The following is a 21,025-nucleotide window of genomic DNA, read 5'->3' as shown; positions in this document are numbered from 1 at the left end:
ATCCTGGCGCCGTATCCGAACCCTGGTTAAACTTTAAGGAAACGATTATGTCCGTTATCAATACTAACATCATGTCCCTGACCACTCAGAACAACCTGAACAAATCACAGGCTTCTCTGAGCACCGCTATCGAGCGTCTTTCTTCCGGTCTGCGTATCAACAGCGCAAAAGACGACGCAGCAGGCGAAGCGATTGCTAACCGCATGAACTCGCAGATCAAAGGTCTGACTCAGGCTTCACGTAACGCCAACGACGGTATCTCTCTGACTCAGACGGCTGAAGGCTCTCTGAACGAGATGAACACCAACTTACAGCGTATCCGTGAACTGACTGTGCAGGCGAAAAACGGCACCAACAGCGCCGACGACATCGACTCAATCCAGAAAGAAGTTGACGCGCGTCTGTCTGAAATCAACCGTATCGGTACGGCTACCACCTTCAACGGCACGGCGATCTTCAACAGCACCGGCAGCGTAAAAATCCAGGTTGGCGCCAACGACGCAACCGACGCTAACGTCATCAATATCGACCTGTCAGGCGCAGGCTTCCAGTCTTCTGGCCTGGGCGCAACCTTCAGCGTGACCGGCGGTAACCTGTCAGACCTCGACGCGCGTATCAAAGACGTTGATACCGCACGTAGCGGCCTGGGTGCGATTCAGAACCGTTTTGAATCCACCATCAACAACCTGAACACCTCTGTGACCAACCTGACCGCGTCACAGTCACGTATCCAGGATGCTGACTACGCAACTGAAGTTTCTAACATGTCGAAGGCGCAGATCCTTCAGCAGGCTGGTACCTCCGTGCTGTCAAAAGCCAACCAGGTTCCACAGGGCGTGCTGTCTCTGCTGCAGTAAGCCTCAGCTTTATCGGCAAAACTCCGCCCCGGCGGAGTTTTTTTTTGCCCTCTCCGCCTGCCCCGCCTTTATTTTCTGCGGCGGCTTCAAATCAAAACCCGCTTTAATGTGAATTCACTCACAAATCCCGCAACAACTTGTTTCTGACGCTATTCGGCGCGAGCGAGATTTAGCTCACAAAAATTAATCCATTAATAAACATATAGTTATATAAAAATCCCGAACTAACGCTGTTTTTCATGGTGATGTCCATCACAAAAATAAGTCATTTTTATTGCTGTCAATGACCGGCACTGGGCTATTTCATCCTTAAAGTGTGACCGGCTTCGAAAAATATAATTCAGGCATCTTTAACATCGATTCTCAGATTAACGATAAAAATTTAATTTGAGGTCGGCGATGAAAATAGGGCTGGTCATTAGCGGCGGTGATGTCAGCGGTATAAACAACGTCCTGTTTCAGATAAACAGAATGACGGATTATGAAATCGTTATTTTTGATGGTGGAATTAACGGCCTGCTTAAAAACAGCGCGAAGGATATAGCACGCCGCGATCTTGTTGATTTTTCCCTGTCGCCGGTACCGCTTATCGCCTCCGGTCGAAGAGAAGAAAAATGTAAAAAAGCTGAGTATGAAAAAATTGTAAAAAACATCCGTAAAAAGAAAATTGATTGTCTGGTTATGGGCGGCGGCGATGGTTCTTTCCAGTTTTTAAAAACCCTTAGCGGCTACGGTATTAACTGCTATGGCATAGGCATGACGATCGATAATGATATTATCGGCAATAGCTACACTATCGGCTTTTCCACCGCCTGCGAACAGGTTATCAGTGAGGTTGCCAAACTGCGCAATACCGGCCGCGGGCTTCCCGGCAGAATATTTATGATCGAATTACTGGGCGGCTACTGCGGTGAATTAACCCTACAGGCTGCCCTGAAAAGCAATGCGGATATTGCGCTTATTCCTGAATCGGTTTGGGATATCGATTTACTGGCAGAAACCATCAGGCAGAAAGCAGCGCAGCAGAACAGCGTTATTATCCTTTGCTCCGAAGGCTATACTAAAGAGTATACGCCCGGTTTCCAGGGTGCGATTGATACCATGATCGGCAAACTTGAGCACAAGGTTGGTATCAGGATCAGAAAAACCATTATGGGTTATGGTTTACGCAACGGTTTTCCAACAGGGGAGGAAATTATCCAGGGCGCGATCCTGGCTGAAGAAGTGGTCAGATGTATTAATAGCGGCCTGACCAATAAAATTATCGTCATCAACAACAATAACAAAGCCATCCCTATTGATCTGAATGACTCTGACAAACGTTTGCTAGATAAAGAGAGTAACTTCTACAAACTGGCTAAAGTAAATAATCTTATCTGAGGGTAATAACATGCTTAAAGTACTCTGCGTATGTGGCTGCGGCCTCGGCTCAAGCTTTGCTATTGAAATGAGCGCGAAGTCTGTTCTTCATAAATTATCTATTGATGCTGATATCGATCACACCACGGTATCGGAAGCTTCGTCATTTAAGTATGACATTATCCTCACACAAAAAATATTTGCTGACATTCTGAATTCCGACGCCAGTGAGGAAGAAAAAAAACGGGTCATCATCCTGAATAAGCTGACCGATAAAAAAGAACTGGAAGAGAAAATCCTGGCCTGGTTAGGCACCCAAAAAAAGTGAGGTGTTAAATGGACGCAATCATTCATTTTATTATTAAAGATTTTTTAGGCCAGGCTGCCATCTTAATCGCTTTAATTGCTATGACTGGCCTTATCCTGCAAAAAAAATCCTTCGGGAAAACGCTTGAGGGGACATTTAAAACCCTGCTCGGTTTTCTGATTATGATGGCGGGTATTAATATCATTGTAGAAACGCTGACCTTTCTCAATGATATCTTTACCAGCGGCTTTGGCATGAAAGGCTACATTACCGACGTGGCGGCCATCGCCGGCGTGGCTAACCGCGAATTGGGATCGGAAGTGGCGCTGACGCTGCTGGTCATTTTTGCCGTCAATATCCTGATTGCACGCCTTACGCCGTTTAAATATATCTTCCTTACCGGCCAGGCGCTGCTGTGGATGGCCACGATCGGCACGGTCATCGGCTACAAAGCCGGGCTGACCGGCCTCACGCTTATCCTTACCGGCGGCATATTTGGCGGCGTGATGGCCGTCCTGATGCCTGCTATCGCTCAGCCCGTAGTGCGGAAAATCACCGACTCGGACGATATTGCCCTTGGCCACTTTTGTACGCTTGGCTATCTGGTTCAGGCCGCCGTAGCGCGCGCTATCGGTAAGAACTCCCGTTCCACGGAAGATTTAGAGCTGCCCGATCACTTCAAATTTTTACAGGACACCTACCTGTCGATGGCCGTGGTGATGGTGCCGATGTACCTCATCCCCGCGTTTGTCGCCGGGCCGGAGTATATTGCCCGGTTCGCCGGGGGCACCAACTACCTTATGTATGCCTTTATGCAATCGATGCAGTTTGTCGCCGGGGTATTTGTGCTTTATAGCGGCGTACGCCTGCTGCTGAACGAGCTGGTTCCGGCATTCAGAGGTATTGCCATGCGCCTGGTGCCCGATGCCAAACCCGCGCTGGATTGTCCGGTGCTGTTCCCCTACGCGCCCAACGCGGTCATCGTCGGCTTTCTTGCCACTACCGTTGGTTCCCTTATTGGTATGATTGTTTTTCCCCTGTTTGGTCTGGCGATGATTTTGCCCGGCCTATTGACGAATTTCTTTGCCGGAGGAACGGCCGGCGTATTTGGCAACGCGCTGGGCGGCAGAAAAGGTGCCATTATTGGCGGCGTGGTGCATGGTTTATTTATCACTTTATTACCCGCCATTCTGGTGCCGCTGCTGGAAAACTTTGGTTTTCAAGGCGTCACCTTCAGTGATTCAGATGTTATCGGCGCAGGTCTGGTATTAGGGCACGCTCTGCAACATGACTGGCTGTTCGTGGCTGGCTTTATCGCCTTTGCCATTTTCATTACCTGGTTCGTTAATCGCAAACTGACCGGGCATTCCCTTCCTGACGTTGTTAAAACCGAAACGGATTAATAAAAAATGTGGAGAGGCTGATGTTTGCAAAATTGAAGAATATTTTTACATCATCGCACCAGCAGCAAAATAGTGAAGATGACGAAGAGGCATTAAGAACAGAAGACGAATTATCTCTACTGGAATCGACGCTATCGAAAAACCCGACGGATAGCGACACGCAGAAAAAGCTAATGGTTAAATATAATCAGGCCATTAAGATTTTCTCTTCCAGAAAAAACTATCGTCACCGCGTCGATGATCTGTTTATAAGAATGGATGAACTGAGAAATACTATCCGCAGAAATATATGAGGTGATATGAGCATCCGACAGTTTCTTGCACAGAACCAGTATATTCAGATCGGCATAAACGCCGAAGCCTGGGAAGATTTAATAGCAATCGCCGCCGCGCCATTAATTAAAGGAGGATTCGTCACTGCTGAATATCCCCAGGCCGTTATCGATAACACCAGAAAATACGGCGCCTATTATGTGTTTGAAGAAGGCATAGCCATTCCTCATGCGCGACCGGAGTGTGGCGTTATTAAAAACGGTTTTAGTCTGCTCACTCTGGCGCGCCCTGTCTCAATCAGCGACAGCGAGCCAGTTGATATTATCGTGATGTTCAGCGGTATGGACAGCGACACGCATATTACGCAAGGGATTGCCTCTATTGTAGAACTTCTGGACAAAGCGGAGACGCTGGCACAAATAAGACAAGCCACCACGGTTGATGAAATTATCAGGTTATTATGAAGAAAATAATTTTAGTCAATGGTATCCCGGCATCCGGGAAAAGCCGCATCGCGCAAATGCTTGCCGAACGCCTTAATGCGCCGGTATTAAGTATAGATGGGATTAAAGAACCCTTTATGCTTCAGTTTGCGGACATTATCGACAGACCATTAAACCGCAAGCTGGGCTATGCCGCCTATGAGGCCATGTTTAATATTGTGCGGATGGCACCGGAAAAAACGCTTTTCATTATGGACGCCTGGTTTGGCTTTCGTGAAAAAGAAATTTTAAAGCATTATCTGGCCGTCTCCGGCTGTCAGCACACTGTTGAAATATGGAATCAGATATCGCCGCAACTGGTCGCTCAACGTTATAAATCGCGCTGCGCCTGTCGGGTTAAAGGCCACCCGGGCGAAGACTATATTCCTGAATTAATGGATCTTGCAGGTAAAGCCCGGCCAATGCAATTGGGACATACCTTTATCGCCGATCAGGATAAAGGCATTAACGATAGCGAAATTATTTCCTGGATCGAATGTTTCCTCAGCCGCGTTTAGTTTATTTCCGATAATCAGCTCTATAAGGATCAGACTTATGAATAAAATGACAACAGCAGAACGTCGTGGTTATCAAATGATTTGTGATGCCACCGGTTCAATGATGGTCATCGCCTGCGATCAGCGGGGAGGAATGAGAACGCTGTTAGCCGCCACGCCCGAAGAGCAGGCAAAAATCAGCAACGAAACCTTAGGCAAAACTAAATATGACATTACCCGCTATCTGGCGGCAGAGGCAGGCTGCGTATTAGTCGATCCCATTTGTGCCGTGCCGGGAATTGTTGATGAAAACGTGGTGCCGCGTGATACCGCGCTGCTGGTTGGGCTGGATGCTTCCGGCTGGGATCTCTCCCCGCAGGGCTACCGTATTTCCAGAATGGTTGAAGGCATTAACGCGCGTAAGGTGCGTGAGCTGGGCGCCACGGGTGGAAAAATTATGATTTATTTACGTACGGATACGCCTGAGGCTAATACCGATAACCTTGCCACGCTGCGTGAGGTTATTGCCGACTTCGCGCGTGAAGATCTGCTTCTGGTAGTGGAGTTCCTGACTTATCAACTGGAAAATGAGAACAAGGAGACTTATCAGAATAAAATTCCTCAGCTTATTCAGGATGGCTGCCGTGCCTGTATTGACTGCGGCGCTAAGGTGCTGAAAATACCCTATCCGGGGACAGAAGCCGCCTGCGCCAGCGTCACCGAAATTTGCGGTTCCATTCCCTGGGCGGTGCTGTCTGCCGGCGTCGACCACCAGACCTTTCTGCAACAGGTGGAGATCTCCCTGCGCAACGGCGCTTCTGGCGTGATTGCCGGACGTTCACTCTGGAAAGACTGCATTTCCCTTGACCGCAACGTTTCCAGAGAGAAACTCACTTCGGTTGCGGTAGGCCGACTGCACGATATCCAGCAGCTTCTGCGTAAATATAAAAGGGCGATGGCTGACGCCTGACCGGAGGTGCCCTGGCCGCCGGATGCGATAAAAGGTAGCCAAATGTCCCCTGGCCACCGGATACGATAAACGGTGGCCAGGCGCCTCGGGACAGATTGCCCTCTGACTTGAGACTTTTCGTCAGCCGCCTGTCCGATTTTTATGTAACTAACTAATACTAATAGATAAATTATCTCATCTTTTTTTCCTTCGCCGGGTTTACCGCAGCCGATCTTCTACTATCCTTCTTTAAAACCTGCATTTTTCGTTATGGAGATACCCAATGAGCATGTATGCAACCCTGGAAGAGGCTATCGACGCTGCGCGTGAAGAGTTTCTGGCCGCTAATCCGGAGATGGAAGAGGACGATGCCGCGGTCAGCCAGTTCAACCTGCAAAAATATGTGATGCAGGATGGCGATATCATGTGGCAGGCGGAGTTCCTGGCGGATGATATCGAAGAGGGAGAGGTGCTGGCGCTGCGCAGCGGTGAAGCGGCACAGGCCATTTTCGACGGTGATTTTGACGAGATCGAACTGCGTCAGGAGTGGCTGCCGGAAAATACGCTGCATGAGTGGGATGAAGGCGAATTTCAGCTGGAGCCGCCGGGCGATACCGAAGAAGGCAAAGCAGCGGCGGACGAGTGGGAAGACGATAACAGCGATTCCGACCGCGCAGACCGCTGGGAGTAATTTTACTCGTAGGGTCCGTGGTGCGCATCCACCGGCAGCAGCAACGTATCGAGAACCAGCGACAGCGGCAAATCGATAATCGTCAGAAAGCGCCAGGGCGTATCACGGACATCCCACTGCACGCCAGGATAGTATTGATTGCCGTGCCCCTGTCCGGGCAGGGTTCGACTGATGATGCTGCCGCAGCCGGTCAGCATCATCAGGCAGCATGCCAGCAATAAAGCACGTAACAGTGTGGTCATTACCTTTCCCGATCCGTATAAAAAACGCGCCATTGTACAGCAACGGCTAAGGGCAGTAAGCCTGCGCAGCGCAAAATATCCGTAAAATCTTCCTTAATTTTAGCCTTCTCTTTGTCCGATGTTTGACCTTTCGGCTCGCCGCGCGCCCTGCGTTCGTTTTTCATGTTCTATGCTTGGTAAACGCAAATTTTTTTGCCTTGACGTGAGACTGAAAAAAATACCGGAGCAGAGACTATGAGAGCCCTTACCTACCACGGCCCGCATCGGGTCAGCGTTGATAACATGCCCGACCCGACGATTGAAGCCGCAGACGATATTATTCTGCGCGTAACGGCCACCGCTATCTGTGGTTCCGATCTGCATCTTTACCGCGGAAAAATTCCCAGCACGGAGCATGGCGACATTTTTGGCCACGAGTTTATGGGCGAAGTGGTGGAAGCAGGCAGTGGCGTGACCAAAGTCGCAAAAGGCGATCGGGTGGTTATTCCCTTTGTGATTGCCTGCGGCGATTGTTTTTTCTGTCATCTGCATCAGTATGCCGCCTGTGAAACCACTAACAGCGGCCGCGGTGCCATTCTGAACCCGAAAAAAATCACGCCGCCCGCCGCGCTGTTCGGCTTCAGCCACCTTTATGGCGGTATTCCCGGCGGACAGGCGGAATACGTGCGCGTGCCGAAAGCCAACGCCGGCCCTTTTAAAGTGCCGGACACGCTGTCGGATGAGAAAGTACTGTTTCTTTCCGATATTCTGCCCACGGCCTGGCAGGCGGTACAGAACGCTGAAGTCAAACAGGGTTCCAGCGTGGCTATCTTTGGCGCCGGCCCGGTTGGCTTACTCAGCGCCGCCTGCGCCAGACTGGCGGGCGCCGAGCAGATTTTTATGATTGACCATCATAACTACCGACTGGCCTTTGCGCGCGAGCGCTATGGCGTTATCCCGATCAATTTTGATGAAAATGACGATCCGGCCGCCTGGATTATTGAAAATACCAAAGGCCATCGCGGTGTGGATGCGGTGATCGATGCGGTAGGGTTTGAGGCCAAAGGCAGCCTGACGGAAACCGTGCTCAGCAACCTGAAGCTGGAAGGCAGCAGCGGCAAAGCGCTACGCCAGTGCATTGCGGCCGTGCGCCGTGGCGGCATTGTCAGCGTACCGGGCGTTTATGCGGGCTTTATTCATGGCTTCCTGTTCGGCGATGCCTTTGATAAAGGGCTGACCTTTAAAATGGGTCAGACTCACGTTCACGCTTACCTTCCCGATCTGCTGAAACTGATCGAGCAGGGCCACCTGAAACCCGAAGAGATCGTTACCCACCATATGCCGCTGGAAGAGGCGGCACGTGGCTATGAGATCTTTGAAAAGCGTCAGGAAGACTGTCGCAAGATTATCCTGGTGCCGGGAATGGCAAGCGCCCAGGCAACGGTTTAATTAATCTTAAGCCCGCCACAGTATCTGTTGGCGGGCAAAACGAACTGTTTTTCCGTAAAGTACCGCCGCTATTTTTGGAAGTCTGACGTTTCCAGATGCTTTACCTCCGGCGACTTTTTAACAGCTCGCCAGCGTGGGTCGTTGATAACGTTCATAAGTTAACTATTTGTTAATTATACTTTTTCCCCTCTGTCTGTGACCGCTGTCTCAGAATATTCCTTGAAAAGGATATTCTCCCCTTCTTGCCTTCCGAAATGCTCAGACCAGGCTAACCTTATTCCTGTAGCTTTACAGAGTGTGAATTTGCACTTTCTTTCCTGTTATTGAAATGGAGTGAAATATGACCATCAAGACGCTGGAAGATTTATTTATTCATGACCTGTCGGATGTGTATAGCGCAGAAAAACAAATCTCTCGCGCCCTGCCTAAAATGGCGCGTGCCGCTACCGATGAAAAACTGGTAGCCGCTTTCAAACAGCATCTTGAAGAGACTCAGGGCCAGATAGAGCGTCTGGACCAGCTGGTGGAAAGCACCGACGGCGTGCGCATTAAGCGAATGAAATGCCACGCGCTTGAAGGCCTGGTAGAAGAAGCCCAGGAAATTATTGATTCCGTGGAGGCTGGCCCGGTTCGTGACGCTGGCCTGATCGGCGCGGCGCAAAAAGTCGAGCACTATGAGATTGCCACTTACGGCACGCTGCGCGCGCTGGCTTTAAAGCTGGGCTATAAAGAGGCTGCTCGCCTGCTGGGCGAAACGCTGGAAGAAGAGAAGGCCACTGACGAGAAGCTTACCGTCATCGCTGAGCAGCAGTAACGCCAGAAGCTGGCCCCCGGAAAATAATTCAATCAAGAGGTACACCATGACAACGCATGAAGAGAACTATTTAGCCTGGGTGAAAGATGCGCACGCGATGGAAAAACAGGCGGAAAGCATGCTGGAAAAACAGGCAGAACGTCTTGAGCATTATCCCGATCTGAAAGCCCGTATCGTGCAGCATATTGAAGAAACTCGTCAGCAGCAGGCGCTGGTACAGTCGGTTATCGACCGCTACGATACTTCAAATTCCGTCTTTAAAGATACCATGGGTAAACTGACCGCTTTTGGTCAGGCGATGGGCGGCATGATGGCGGATGATGAAGTCGTGAAAGGCGCTATCAGCAGCTATGTGTTTGAGAACCTGGAAATTGCCAGCTACACCTCGCTGATTGCGGCGGCTGAACTGGTTGGCGATACCGAAGGCGCAAGAATTTTCGCGCAGATCCGCGAGCAGGAAGTGGCAATGGCCGACTGGGCGCTGAATCATCTGCCGGACGTTACCGAGCAGTTTATGACGCGCGACGCCGCGCCGGGCGTAGAAGCGAAAAAGTAACGCCTCTTCCTTAAGGCAAAAAAAATCCGGGAACCTGCGTTCCCGGATTTTTTATTTATGCCTGCATCAGATTTTCGTCGGCTGAATAGCCAGCGGATTCATGCGCAGCGACTGATAGTAATCGAACCAGTCGTGATACTTATCGGCGTTCTGCCACAGACGATAGTGCATTCTGGAAAGCGTCACCGGGTCGCTAATCAGCGCCAGACGACGATCGCGATCCAGTTTCGCCGGTGACTCGCTCAGCGCCTGCTCGACACGGCGATCGCGGGCGAATTCCAGAATATCGCTTTTCAGGTGGCGCGAAGTGGCCATCGCGCTGGCCAGTGCGTTGAACGACGGATTGAACAGCGCGTGCATAAAGCCATCTTTCAGCGCACGTTCACGGTTCAGCGCGTTGTAGCGATCGGTGTCGACCAGCTCTCTCGGCGGCTCAAACTCTTCCGGGATCAGGAACAGATTAGCGCGTTTCGACGCCATTCCGGTCGTGGAGCGGCTTGAATACACCGACACGAAAGGCGAGAGGATCAGCGAGAAGACGATCGGTGCCAGCCACCACAGGAAGTTCAGATCCAGCCAGCCCATGCCTGCCGCCCAGACGATGCCAAGCGCCATCTGGGAACCGTGACGTTTAAACGCCTCGCTCCATGGGGTCGCATCGTCATCGCGCTGCGGCGAGTTCCAGACCACTTCCCAGCCCAGGAAGGCGCTGACCACGAACACCGTATGGAACAGCATACGCACCGGCGCCAGCAGGACGGAGAACAGCACTTCCAGGAACAGCGAAACGGTTACGCGCACCACGCCACCATAAGGCTTCGCTCCCTTAAACCACACCAGGATGATACTGAGCAGTTTAGGCAGGAACAAGAGCACCATAGTGGTGGAGAAGAGCGCTATCGCCAGTTCGGGACGCCACTGCGGCCAGACCGGGAAAAGCTGTCTTGGCTGCAGGAAGTACTGCGGCTCCATCAGCGTATGCACTACCTGAAGCGCCGTTGACAGCGCCAGGAACAGGAACCACAGCGGCGCCGACAGATAGGACATCACGCCGGTCAGGAACACCGCACGGTGTACCGGATGCATCCCTTTAACCAGGAACAGGCGGAAGTTCATCAGGTTGCCGTGACACCAGCGGCGGTCGCGTTTCAGCTCGTCCAGCAGGTTTGGCGGCAGCTCCTCATAGGAGCCGGGCAGATCGTAAGCGATCCACACGCCCCAGCCCGCACGGCGCATCAGCGCGGCTTCCACAAAGTCATGCGACAGGATAGAACCGGCGAATGAGCCTTCGCCCGGCAGCGGTGCCAGCGCGCAATGCTCGATAAACGGCTTCACGCGGATAATGGCGTTATGGCCCCAGTAGTGCGACTCGCCCAGCTGCCAGAAGTGCAGACCGGCAGTGAACAGCGGCCCGTAGACGCGCGTGGCGAACTGCTGGCAGCGCGCATAGAGCGTGTCCATACCGGAAGCTTTCGGCGAAGACTGGATGATACCCGCGTTCGGGTTAGCTTCCATCATACGCACCAGGCCGGTCAGACATTCGCCGCTCATGACGCTGTCCGCATCCAGTACCACCATGTAGCTGTACTGGCTGCCCCAGCGGCGGCAGAAGTCATCGATGTTGCCGCTTTTACGCTTCACGCGGCGGCGGCGGCGGCGATAGAAAATGCGCCCTTCCCCGCCCACGTCACGTACCAGCTCCATCCACGCTTTCTGCTCGGCCATCGCGATGTCCGGGTTGTAGCTGTCGCTGAGGATATAAACATCGAAATGCTGCTGCTCGCCCGTTCTGACCACGGACTCCCAGGTAGCCCGCAGGCCAGCGAAAACGCGTTCCACATCCTCATTACAGATCGGCATAATCAGCGCGGTACGATGTTCCGGGTTAATGGGATCGTTATCGTTACTGTTGTACGAGATACTGTATTTGTCTTTGCCGATCAGCAGCTGTAAAAAGCCCATCAGCGCCGTCCAGAAGCCGGCGGAAACCCAGCAGAACAGCACGGCAAACAGGAACAGGATCCCGGTTTGCAGCACGTACGGCAGAATTTGCAGCACCGACTGCTGCCAGTTCTGGTTGATCATCTCCATAGGATCGATCAGCGCCCAGCCCTGATAAGGCAGAATGGTTTTCATGTACCAGGTGGCGATCACCGTTTGCGCGATGGTCAGCAGCAGCAGGATATAGCGGCGAATCGATCCGACGTGACGCCATTTATCTTCTGCACGCTGCTCTTCGGCATTGGCATAGCGCGGTTTGGTTTTATGCCCGCGCAGAGAATCCCACGCGCGTGACACCGGGTTAGTACGCCAGGCTTCCGGGTACATAGAAGAACGCGTGTGGGGCGGCATCGCCTTCAGCGTGGTGCGATGCAGCGCATCTTCGGCAAACTGTTCGCCTTTACCCACGGCATCCGGCCACGTCATCTCAATCCGCGATTTCACCGAAGCCAGCGGCGCGTCGTCCGCGCGCTCCGGCATTGGCGGCTCGCCCAGCGTCTGATGCAGCTGGCTAAAAGCCGCCTCAGACTGGTCAGGCAGCGCGTTCAGCAGCGCCTCTTTCCGCTCCGCGGGCAGAGGCAGCGCATCAATATAATCAGCGTTAGTCTTATTCATTGGCAGGCAACTGATAGCTCCAGGTTTCGGTCAGCGTTTTGTCGCCGTTAACCAGCGCAGCACGCATCTCTGTAGGCTGTTTGTTGTCCTTAACGCGTAGACGGATCACCAGACGCCAGCCTTTGGTGACCGGATTGTAGCGAACGCTGTTTTCCACCAGCTCGCCGTTATTACCGATGCTGACCTGAGGCGCAACCGGCGTATCGGCCGGCAGCTTGCTCATATCCTGACCGGCGAAGTCGACGATAAAGGCGACCGTGCCGTCCGGTTGACGAACAAGGTTAGACTGTTTCACATCGCCGGTTGAGCGCAGCGTATCTTTTACAAACGCCATATCCGGCGAGTGCAGCTGGCTTTCGTCGCGGGTAAAGTGCAGACGATACTTAAAGTTCATCTCTTTGCCCGGCTCCGGCAGACTTTCCGGCGTCCAGTAGGCCACGACGTTGTCGTTGGTTTCATCAGCCGTCGGGATCTCTACCAGTTCCACCCGTCCTTTGCCCCAGTCGCCCTGCGGTTCAATCCAGCCGCTTGGGCGCAGATCGTAACGGTCGTCCAGATCCTGATACTGAGAGAAATCGCGGCCGCGCTGCAGCAGGCCGAAGCCTTTTGGATTCTCTACGGTAAAGGTGCTGACCGCGAGGTGTTTAGGGTTATTCAGCGGACGCCAGATCCATTCGCCGTTGCCGGCATGGATCGACAGGCCGTCGGAATCATGCAGAGCAGGACGATAGTTAACCTGCGAGGAAGGCTGGTTAGCGCCGAACAGGTACATGCTGGTCAGCGGCGCTACGCCCAGTTTGCCGACTTTATCGCGCAGGTAGACTTTCGACTGTACGTCGACAGTGGTCTCTTTACCTGGCGTGATAAGGAAGCGATAGGCGCCGGTCGCGCGTGGCGAATCAAGCAGCGCGTAGATCACCAGATGCTTGTCGGCCGGTTTTGGTCGTTCTACCCAAAACGTTTTAAAACGCGGGAATTCCTCGCCGGAAGGCAGCGCGGTATCAATAGCCAGCCCGCGCGACGAAAGACCGTAAACCTGACCAGCCCCGATAACGCGGAAATAGCTGGCGCCCAGGAAACTGGTGATCTCATCGTCTTTTTTATTTTTACTGTTAAGCGGATAAAGCACTTTAAATCCGGCAAACCCAAGGTTTTTGACGGTCTCAGGATCGTGCTTAACATTGCCGAAATTAAAATAGTCCGGTGAATATTTAATCTCATGAACGGTAGACGCCGTCACTTCATTAATTTGCACCGGCGTGTCGAAGTACATGCCCTGGTGATAGAACTCCAGCTTGAACGGGGTTTTCAGCTTGCTCCACCAGGCTTTATCGCGATTGAACTGGATCTGCTGATAGTCAGCATATTTCATCTCGCGCAGTTGGGAAGGTAAATTGCTTTTGGGCGCTTCATACCCTTTCCCGGCCAAATCTTTCGCCTGTTTTGCTACATCATCAATGCTGAAAGCCCAGCCGGAGCTGGCATACATTGACAGCAAAACCGTTGCGCCAATCAGACGCAATTTCATCAGTTTTGGCTTATTTTTCATTTTAATCAGCACATCCCCCCCTTTCGTGTGCTTAAATCAATCCCATCCATCTTAATGGATAATTCGCAATTCCGACAGCTCAACAACATTTTTGTTCCTCGCATTTGTTGCTTTTAGCGCCCTGTTCTCAACTGCTTAGCGGATACGGATTCCCCTGATAGTATACCTGTGTTTTCTCCACTAGAGTAAGCGGTAAGCTTTAGCGTGGCTCAGGGTGAGCAAACGCTGTAACGTGTTGAATATGGGACGAATATGACAAAACAATCCGGGCAGCGAGAATATTTTTTTGACTCGATCAGAGCCTACCTGATGCTTTTAGGCGTACCTTTTCACGTCTCGTTGATTTATTCCAGCCAAAGCTGGTCAGTAAATAGTCCGCACGCTTCCGAATGGCTTACGCTGCTGAATGATTTTATTCACGCATTCAGGATGCAGGTATTCTTCGTTATTTCAGGTTATTTCTCTTATATGCTCTTTTTACGCTACAGCCCGCAGTACTGGCTGAAGGTGCGTCTGGAGCGTGTAGGCATTCCGATGCTGGCGGCCGTGCCGCTGCTGACGCTGCCGCAGTTTTTTATGCTAAAGGCCTGGACCGCGAGAATTGGCGACTGGAGCCAGCTAACGCTTTATCAGAAATTTAATGCGCTTAGTTGGGATCTTATCTCGCACCTGTGGTTTTTGCTGGTGTTGGTTATGCTGACCCTGACCGGCGCATGGCTGTTTAAAAAACTGCGTGACGGCAGACAATTAACGGACTATTCCGAGCTGAACTGGACACGTCTTAGCCTGGCTATCCTGCTTTGCAGCGTGATTTGGGGAGCGATTCGGCGATTGCTGTTTATTTTCGAGCCGCAGCTGTTAAGCAATGCCCTGTTTAATTTTGTGGTTATGCAAACCTTGTTCTTCCTGCCCTTCTTTATACTGGGCGCGATGGCGTGGAAATATCCGGCGATTAAGGCCCTTTTAATTAAACCTGTGCCCTGGACGTTTATCGGTTCCGCGCTCGCGTTTGTCGCCTATATTGCTAATCAGACATGGAGTAAAGGCGAAGGCTGGCTCTATGAGATTGACGCCGTGGTATCAATGATGATGGGGCTGTGGATGGTTAACGTGGTGTTTTCATTGGGACATCGCCTGCTGAACAGCCATTCGCCTCGCGTGACCTATCTGGTCAACGCCTCCCTGTTTATCTACCTGGTGCACCACCCGCTGACTATCCTTTACGGTATTTTCCTGGTGCCGCATATCGGCAGCAATACGCTGGGCTTTTTCGCCGGTCTGGTGTTCGTCTTCGGTATCGCGTTTATGCTTTACGAGATCCATTTGCGGATCCCACTGCTGCGCTTTCTCTTTTCGGGCAAGCTGCCGCAAAAATAGTGCCTGAAAACTGGCCCGGCGACGCCGGGCCTTTTATAACAGCCACTCTATAGGCAAACGCCAGACCAGCCGCACCAGCAGCCGCTGAATAAAACGCGTGCCCGGCTCGTGACGATGAACGATCTCCTTATCGCCTTCTCCGGGATATTCCACCCAGTTTACCCTGCCCCATTTATCCAGCCGCAGCGTCCAGGCGCGGTCGCGGATCCGGCTGATAAAACGCTGATGGATGCTGGTGGCTAACGGTTCGCTTTCAATCACAAAACCCATTTCGGTATTGAGCATGGCCGAGCGGGGATCGAAATTAAACGAGCCGATAAACACCTTTTCACTGTCGACGCTAAAAGTTTTGGCGTGCAGACTGGAACCGGAGTTCCCGGTCAGGCCGCGATCGTGCGGCTTTTCACGTAGCCCGGTGTTAGGTTTCAGCTCGTAAAGCGTGATGCCGTGCCGCAGCAGCTTTTTGCGCCACTTGGCATAGCCTGCATGAACCACCGACACATCGTTTGCCGCCAGCGAATTGGTCAAAATCGCTATTTTTACGCCTTTTCTGACCAGCCCTAACAGCTGTGCCACGCCCGCGCGAGTAGGTACAAAGTAAGCGGAGATAATATCGAACTGCCGCTGGGGCTGGCCAATCACTTCCAACATACGCTGTGGCAGCAGCGTCGACGCTTTGGCACGGCCCAATCCCTTACGAGGATCGTCGCTGAGCAGGCGCGTTTTAGCCCAGGTAAGCGGCAGATCGCCCGCGGCCAGCTGCGTAGTAAAGGAGGAGGCTTCAATACGTTGCAGATAGCGTTTCACCTGCGGGTTATTCAGCCACTCGGCGGGCAGCGACGCCGCTGCGCGTTCAGCTTCATGCTCAATATCCACCACTTTACTGAAGGGCTGCACGGCATGGCTTTCCCAGTAACGTTCAAAGTCATCCGTCACCTCGTTCACTACCGGGCCGATAGCCATCACATCCAGATCGGAAAAGAGCGGTTCGTCGCCGGCGCCAAAGTATTCATCGCCTACGTTACGGCCACCCACGATGGTGACTTCCCGATCGACGGTAAAACTCTTGTTGTGCATACGGCGGTTAAGCCGGGCGAAATCGGTGAGATAGCCCAGCGCGCGCAGCGTACGAAACGAGAAGGCATTAAACAGCCGAACCTGAATATTTTTATGGCGGCTCAGCTCGCTTAGCGTGTGGTCCAGCCCCATCGTATTGTTGTCATCCAGCAGCAGCCGCACCTGCACGCCGCGATCTGCTGCCGCCAACACGGCGCTGAACAGCAGACGGCCGGACATATCGTCCTGCCAGATATAGTACTGAATATCCAGCGTGCGTTCGGCGTTAGCCATCAGCTGATAGCGGGCGGCAAAGGCGTCCAGGCCCTCTTCCAGCGGATAAATGCCGCTGTGTTCAGGGTGACTCTCTACCAGAGAGGAAACGGCGCTCGTCAGCGACGCGCGCGCGGCTGGCTCATCTTCTGGCGCAAAAGCTTCAACCACGGTTCTTCCTTATTTTAACTTCCCGATATACAGGCGGTGAGGAACAATTCAGGCACTCTCTATTATTGTTCCAGTTATGGCAGATTGTCATGCGACTGTTCTGATAGCGGTGCGGCAGCAGTGATAAACATAGTCGTTAATACCAATTGGTCTAGACTTAGCGCATATCGCGCAGGTTTTGCTATGAGGAAAACGTCATGAGAGTAACGCATCCGCTGCCGTCTCAGAGGCGCGACCAGCCGCTGTTCAAAAGCTTTTTCCAGGGCAGTTTCGCCTGCTCCACCGCCTGTCGGGGCGAGGGAAAAAGAGTGGATCTGGTGATCAACAGCGGCCACGATATGCTGCTGGAGAAGGATTATGCACAGCTGGCGGCTAACCAGCTGCTCACCGCGCGCGACAGCGCCCGCTGGTATTTGATTGAAAAAACGCCGGGCAACTACGACTGGTCGACCTTTCTGCCTATGCTGCACGCCGCGGAAAACAACGGGCTGGAAATTATCTGGGAGCTGGCGCACTTTGGCTGGCCCGACGGCCTGGATATCTGGCAGCCGGCCTTTGTCGATCGCTTTGCCGCCTTTGCGCGTGCTATGGCTTGTCTGATGCGGGACGAAGGCTACGAGACGCCTTTTTTCACCCCGGTTAATCAGATTTCGTTCTGGGCATGGGCAGGCGCCGAAGCCGCGCTGTTTAATCCCGGCGTGACGGGCCGTGGCAAGGCGCTGAAGCAGCAGCTGGTCAGGGCTTCGCTTGCCGCGATGCGCGCTATTCGCGAAGAGCTGCCGGGCGCAAGATTTGTGCTGACCGATCCGCTGGTACATATCGCCACCCACGAAGCGTCAGCGGCCGCTCGCGAAGAGGCTCAGCGCCAGCACGACGCGCAGTTTGAGGCCTGGGATATGCTAAGCGGGCGGCTGATGCCCGAGCTGGGCGGCGATCCTTCGCTGCTGGATATTATCGGCCTTAATTACTATCCCGATAACCAATGGTATTTAAACGGCGATCCGCTTACGCCCGAACAGGCTGAATATCGCGAGCTGTCCAGCCTGCTGCTGGAGGTCTGGCAGCGCTATCAACGACCGCTGCTGATAGCGGAAACGGGCGCGGAAGGCGATAAGCGCGCGCCGTGGCTGCGAAACGTCGTAGCACAGGTCATGCAGGCCAGGGATCAGGGTGCAGATGTGGAAGGCGTTTCGATTTTTCCGGTGGTGGACTACCCTTCATGGGCCGACGATCGCCGCTCGCCGGGCGGGCTGTTTGGCCTGCCTGATGCCAACGGCAACCGCACGATTTGCGAGCCCTATGCGCTGGAGCTGCGCAGCCAGCATATCAGGATGAAGTCTTTAGGGGGATAACGGACGAGGGCGGCGCGCACTCCTGCAGTGGGTAAGGCACCGGCGTGCGCCGCACGTCTGACAGCCAGGTCAGCACAAAGATAACCGCCACGGCAATCAGCCCGGCGGCCAGCAATCCTGTGAGCGCCAGCAGGCGATCTTCGCGAGTGTCCATGCTCTTTTACCTCCATCCTGACAACCATTACGTCATTAATAACGTAACCAGTAGCACAAAGATTATCAGCGTAAAGGAAGCGACTGCAAGCACCACAATAGCAAAATGGGCATCGTCAAGCTGGTGACGCGACTCGCCGGAAAGGCTTTCTTGCGTTGGTTCTGTCATGTTAATCACTGTCGGCTGGCCTGACACGCTGCCAGCTCTGCTCTGTTAAATACGCAAGGCACTCCGGGCAAAGCGTTATCATTCTGACAAGGCAGCGCATAAATAAAATTTACGCTTTAGCGTCGCTGATTCCTTCAGGTGTCGTACATCTGCCGCGCATAAAAAAGGGAGTGTATCATAATCCCTGCCTGGGGACGCAAAGATAAATAGCCTTATTTAATGCTACTATCGTCTCAATTTTGAACCCCGATTTTTATTTATCGATAATTAAGCTCACTTATAATGCAATCCGCACGATAGTTTCATATTCGTTTAATAATAACAGACATGCGCAATACGCCCCTCACCAGCATTGAGACCTGAGTTTATTTTCAATGAAAATTAATAGCAGCAACAATAAATATCAACAGAGAAAGAAAGTCTTTATTTTCCCTGAGCGGCAACAGCGCCAGAAAAGCAAACGCATAAAGCATACGTAGTTATTATTGCAAATTCATTACTACTGGAATAATTTATAGATGGCAAAGATAGTGATAAAGCTCAGCGTCCTTTTTATCCAGGGTAAATTTGTTACACAGCCAGCTCTGATGGCAGGTTTTCTTGTATTCGGCCAGCAGGCCCAGCTCGTGTAATATCCTTATCCAGCCTCGGGTACCGTATTGCGGCTTTTCGTAAATTTTTTCCCGGATGGCCTTAACATCAACCCGTAGAAGACAGGTATGTATATTGCCGTAATCAGGATGGATTTTGGTTGCGCCAATCTGTTCAAACAGCAAGTTTCTGATATAAAAAGCAGCCACTTTTTCTCTGACCTGCACCACGATGTCGTCCACTTTATCCACAAAAATGGCGTACATCATCGTCTTCAGATAAAGCATAAACACCAGGTTTTCCGTGCCCGCATCGCTCTTAATGGAGAGCGCGCCGATTTCCGTCACCTGTCGATGCTGGAGATTAAGCGTCTGCAGCTCTTCGGCAAAAAGCTTACTGCACGGCAGTTTATTATTTTTCTCTCTGATAACGCCTATCGTGCCTAACACCCGATCGCCTTTACGAGCCAGCAACAGCGTACTGTTTTTATCGACCAGTCCTTCATTATAAAGAAACAGAGCGCGATTTTTTTTAACGAATCCTTTCTTTGCATACTCTTCTTTTATTACATCCATACCCTTAAGAAAATCAATAAAGCCGCCCGCAGGCGAGACATCAATGTCGTTATCCAGTGATTTACTAAAGTTACAGATCCTTAGCGTACCGCGATGGAGCACCCCATCGCGCACGGCCTTTTTCAGGATGGAATCCCTTATTAAAGTCATGTCTTACCTCTCAGAGCAGCAGCGTGTACTCATAAAATATAATAAAGTATTGGCGCATGAAAAGCTAAGAATAATCTGAAGTAAAACAGGAAGGAAATAAGACGGGCGTTTAAAAAAAGTGGAGAGTCGGCTTCCCTGCCGGCCAGATAATAAAGCTTTAAGACAGACGTATCTTATTTAGTCCGTAAACGTTTTTTTTAGCTCTGTGCAGCGTGACGGCGATTGCCCAAAGCGCCACGACCGCCAGGAACACGCCCAGCCCCAGCATCGCCACAAAGCCGGCGAATCTGAACAGCAGCAGGCCCACGATACAGCCGGTCAAAAAGGAAAAGACGGTGGTCAGATGGGTATAAAGCTGTTTCTGCTGAAAGCGGCGCTCGCTGTAAGAAACATGGCTGATAAAGGAAGAGACGAACGAGCCTAAGGCGATACCCGCATCCGTCAGCGTGCCGGTGATGTGCGTTGCCCTGACCCGCCCGTTGGAAAGCTGCGTGGACGTCGAGTTATGGATGCCCATCAGGAAACCCAGCAGCACCGATATTTCCTTGTTATTGCCCGGCGAATAGAAAGCCAGCTCAAAAACGGAGATCAGAGAGAGTACCACGCTTTCTGCGAGGATAATCAGGCAGAAAATGGTTCTGAAATTCTTTTTTAGTCCCGCCAGCACCATAAATCTTGCACAGACGGAGCCAATGACAAAAGCCGCGATCAGCACCGCCAGAAAAACCAGGCCTTGCATATCGGCGCTGAAAACTTCTGAGGAGATCTGCGAGGTGTTTCCTGTCATATGCGAGGGGAAAAAGCCAAACGCGCCCAGCGCCATAGCGTTCAAAATCCCTGCCGTGGTGGCCAATACTAACGCCAGGTAACGATCTTCCGTGTGGGACCTGACCTTCTTTTTCTTAATCAGCACATTGTTCACCATTGAGTTGCGTGGAAGGAAAAGAGATAACGTAGGGTCCTGACAGTAAAACAGAACAAGCTTTAGCTTTATATGGCGCTAAAAGTCATTACGGAGCCTGATAATTGTTCAGCCTCACTAAAGCTTAACGTACCTTTGTTAGACAAATGTAAATGTAGAGTAATGTTTCTTAATATTACCAGTAAGAACAATAAATTACAGATTAATCTGGAA

The 21,025-nt window shown here is 52.0% G+C and carries 23 protein-coding genes; 14 read left to right on the top strand and 9 right to left on the bottom strand.

Features of this window, described 5'->3' with window-relative positions; translation table 11 throughout:
- Positions 1–47 precede the first annotated feature (47 nt).
- The 9 genes from ACA373_RS01485 (at position 48) to ACA373_RS01445 (ending at position 6,818) form a co-directional block, all read left to right on the top strand.
- Complete coding sequence (locus ACA373_RS01485; RefSeq protein WP_301289521.1) at positions 48–857, top strand: flagellin; 810 nt, start codon at positions 48–50, stop codon at positions 855–857.
- Between the two features lie 399 nt (positions 858–1,256).
- Positions 1,257–2,237, top strand: a complete 981-nt coding sequence (locus ACA373_RS01480; RefSeq protein WP_370733897.1) for a 6-phosphofructokinase — start codon at positions 1,257–1,259, stop codon at positions 2,235–2,237.
- Between the two features lie 10 nt (positions 2,238–2,247).
- Positions 2,248–2,544, top strand: coding sequence for a PTS sugar transporter subunit IIB (locus tag ACA373_RS01475; protein ID WP_253454626.1), 297 nt, complete (start codon positions 2,248–2,250; stop codon positions 2,542–2,544).
- An 8-nt stretch (positions 2,545–2,552) separates the two neighbouring features.
- Positions 2,553–3,926 (top strand): PTS sugar transporter subunit IIC, encoded by a 1,374-nt coding sequence (locus ACA373_RS01470; RefSeq protein ID WP_253454627.1) that lies wholly within the window; start codon positions 2,553–2,555, stop codon positions 3,924–3,926.
- 20 nt (positions 3,927–3,946) lie between these two features.
- Complete coding sequence (locus tag ACA373_RS01465) at positions 3,947–4,219, top strand: hypothetical protein (protein ID WP_370733896.1); 273 nt, start codon at positions 3,947–3,949, stop codon at positions 4,217–4,219.
- 6 nt (positions 4,220–4,225) lie between these two features.
- Positions 4,226–4,663, top strand: a complete 438-nt coding sequence (locus ACA373_RS01460; protein WP_370733895.1) for a PTS sugar transporter subunit IIA — start codon at positions 4,226–4,228, stop codon at positions 4,661–4,663.
- Positions 4,660–5,199 carry an AAA family ATPase gene (locus ACA373_RS01455; RefSeq protein ID WP_253454630.1) on the top strand — a complete coding sequence of 180 codons (540 nt, stop codon included), beginning with the start codon at positions 4,660–4,662 and terminating at the stop codon, positions 5,197–5,199. Before ACA373_RS01460 ends, ACA373_RS01455 begins: the two co-directional genes overlap by 4 nt.
- Before the next feature lie 37 nt (positions 5,200–5,236).
- A complete protein-coding gene (locus ACA373_RS01450) occupies positions 5,237–6,148 on the top strand; it encodes a tagatose-bisphosphate aldolase (protein ID WP_253454631.1) in 912 nt (303 codons plus the stop codon).
- 262 nt (positions 6,149–6,410) lie between these two features.
- Positions 6,411–6,818, top strand: a complete 408-nt coding sequence (locus ACA373_RS01445; protein WP_125288639.1) for a MysB family protein — start codon at positions 6,411–6,413, stop codon at positions 6,816–6,818.
- Positions 6,819–6,820: 2 nt separating this feature from the next.
- Here ACA373_RS01445 and ACA373_RS01440 read toward each other — a convergent pair whose 3' ends face one another.
- Positions 6,821–7,060, bottom strand: coding sequence for a YceK/YidQ family lipoprotein (locus ACA373_RS01440; RefSeq protein ID WP_370733893.1), 240 nt, complete (start codon positions 7,058–7,060; stop codon positions 6,821–6,823).
- Positions 7,060–7,224 carry a hypothetical protein gene (locus ACA373_RS01435; protein WP_253454633.1) on the bottom strand — a complete coding sequence of 55 codons (165 nt, stop codon included), beginning with the start codon at positions 7,222–7,224 and terminating at the stop codon, positions 7,060–7,062. Before ACA373_RS01435 ends, ACA373_RS01440 begins: the two co-directional genes overlap by 1 nt.
- Positions 7,225–7,294: 70 nt before the next feature.
- Between ACA373_RS01435 and ACA373_RS01430 the strand changes: the two genes are divergently transcribed.
- From ACA373_RS01430 to ACA373_RS01420, 3 genes are all read left to right on the top strand, one after another.
- A complete protein-coding gene (locus ACA373_RS01430; protein ID WP_253454634.1) occupies positions 7,295–8,488 on the top strand; it encodes a zinc-dependent alcohol dehydrogenase in 1,194 nt (397 codons plus the stop codon).
- Between the two features lie 340 nt (positions 8,489–8,828).
- Positions 8,829–9,302 (top strand): ferritin-like domain-containing protein, encoded by a 474-nt coding sequence (locus ACA373_RS01425; protein WP_125288642.1) that lies wholly within the window; start codon positions 8,829–8,831, stop codon positions 9,300–9,302.
- A gap of 46 nt (positions 9,303–9,348) precedes the next feature.
- On the top strand, positions 9,349–9,858 hold the full coding sequence (locus ACA373_RS01420; protein ID WP_125288643.1) for a ferritin-like domain-containing protein: 510 nt from the start codon (positions 9,349–9,351) through the stop codon (positions 9,856–9,858).
- 66 nt (positions 9,859–9,924) lie between these two features.
- Here the strand turns inward: ACA373_RS01420 and mdoH are convergent, their stop codons facing one another.
- Positions 9,925–12,474, bottom strand: a complete 2,550-nt coding sequence (gene mdoH, locus ACA373_RS01415; protein ID WP_253454635.1) for a glucans biosynthesis glucosyltransferase MdoH — start codon at positions 12,472–12,474, stop codon at positions 9,925–9,927.
- A complete protein-coding gene (locus ACA373_RS01410; protein WP_253461026.1) occupies positions 12,467–14,005 on the bottom strand; it encodes a glucan biosynthesis protein G in 1,539 nt (512 codons plus the stop codon). The genes mdoH and ACA373_RS01410 overlap by 8 nt, the downstream gene beginning before the upstream one ends.
- A gap of 270 nt (positions 14,006–14,275) precedes the next feature.
- On the opposite strand from ACA373_RS01410, the gene mdoC reads away from it, so the two are divergent.
- Positions 14,276–15,400, top strand: coding sequence for a glucans biosynthesis protein MdoC (gene mdoC / locus ACA373_RS01405; RefSeq protein ID WP_370733892.1), 1,125 nt, complete (start codon positions 14,276–14,278; stop codon positions 15,398–15,400).
- A gap of 33 nt (positions 15,401–15,433) precedes the next feature.
- Here the strand turns inward: mdoC and ACA373_RS01400 are convergent, their stop codons facing one another.
- The gene (locus ACA373_RS01400; RefSeq protein ID WP_369894866.1) at positions 15,434–16,900 is read right to left on the bottom strand and encodes a phospholipase D family protein; all 1,467 of its coding nucleotides are present in this window, start codon (positions 16,898–16,900) and stop codon (positions 15,434–15,436) included.
- A gap of 197 nt (positions 16,901–17,097) precedes the next feature.
- Here ACA373_RS01400 and ACA373_RS01395 point away from each other — a divergent pair, with 197 nt between their 5' ends.
- Complete coding sequence (locus ACA373_RS01395; RefSeq protein WP_301251172.1) at positions 17,098–18,252, top strand: beta-glucosidase; 1,155 nt, start codon at positions 17,098–17,100, stop codon at positions 18,250–18,252.
- Here ACA373_RS01395 and ACA373_RS01390 read toward each other — a convergent pair.
- From ACA373_RS01390 to ACA373_RS01375, 4 genes are all read right to left on the bottom strand, one after another.
- On the bottom strand, positions 18,227–18,406 hold the full coding sequence (locus ACA373_RS01390; protein WP_125288648.1) for a hypothetical protein: 180 nt from the start codon (positions 18,404–18,406) through the stop codon (positions 18,227–18,229). The two genes, ACA373_RS01395 and ACA373_RS01390, sit on opposite strands and share 26 nt — an antisense overlap.
- Before the next feature lie 27 nt (positions 18,407–18,433).
- Positions 18,434–18,574 carry a hypothetical protein gene (locus ACA373_RS01385; RefSeq protein ID WP_199746402.1) on the bottom strand — a complete coding sequence of 47 codons (141 nt, stop codon included), beginning with the start codon at positions 18,572–18,574 and terminating at the stop codon, positions 18,434–18,436.
- Positions 18,575–19,086: 512 nt separating this feature from the next.
- Positions 19,087–19,890 carry a hypothetical protein gene (locus tag ACA373_RS01380; protein ID WP_301251174.1) on the bottom strand — a complete coding sequence of 268 codons (804 nt, stop codon included), beginning with the start codon at positions 19,888–19,890 and terminating at the stop codon, positions 19,087–19,089.
- A 157-nt stretch (positions 19,891–20,047) separates the two neighbouring features.
- Positions 20,048–20,803 (bottom strand): YoaK family protein, encoded by a 756-nt coding sequence (locus ACA373_RS01375; protein WP_370733891.1) that lies wholly within the window; start codon positions 20,801–20,803, stop codon positions 20,048–20,050.
- Between the last annotated feature and the right edge of the window lie 222 nt (positions 20,804–21,025).

Origin of the sequence: Erwinia sp. STN24 (genome assembly GCF_041320675.1) — a bacterium.
Lineage (GTDB): Bacteria > Pseudomonadota > Gammaproteobacteria > Enterobacterales > Enterobacteriaceae > Erwinia > Erwinia aeris.
This window is presented reverse-complemented; position numbering and strand designations above follow the sequence as displayed.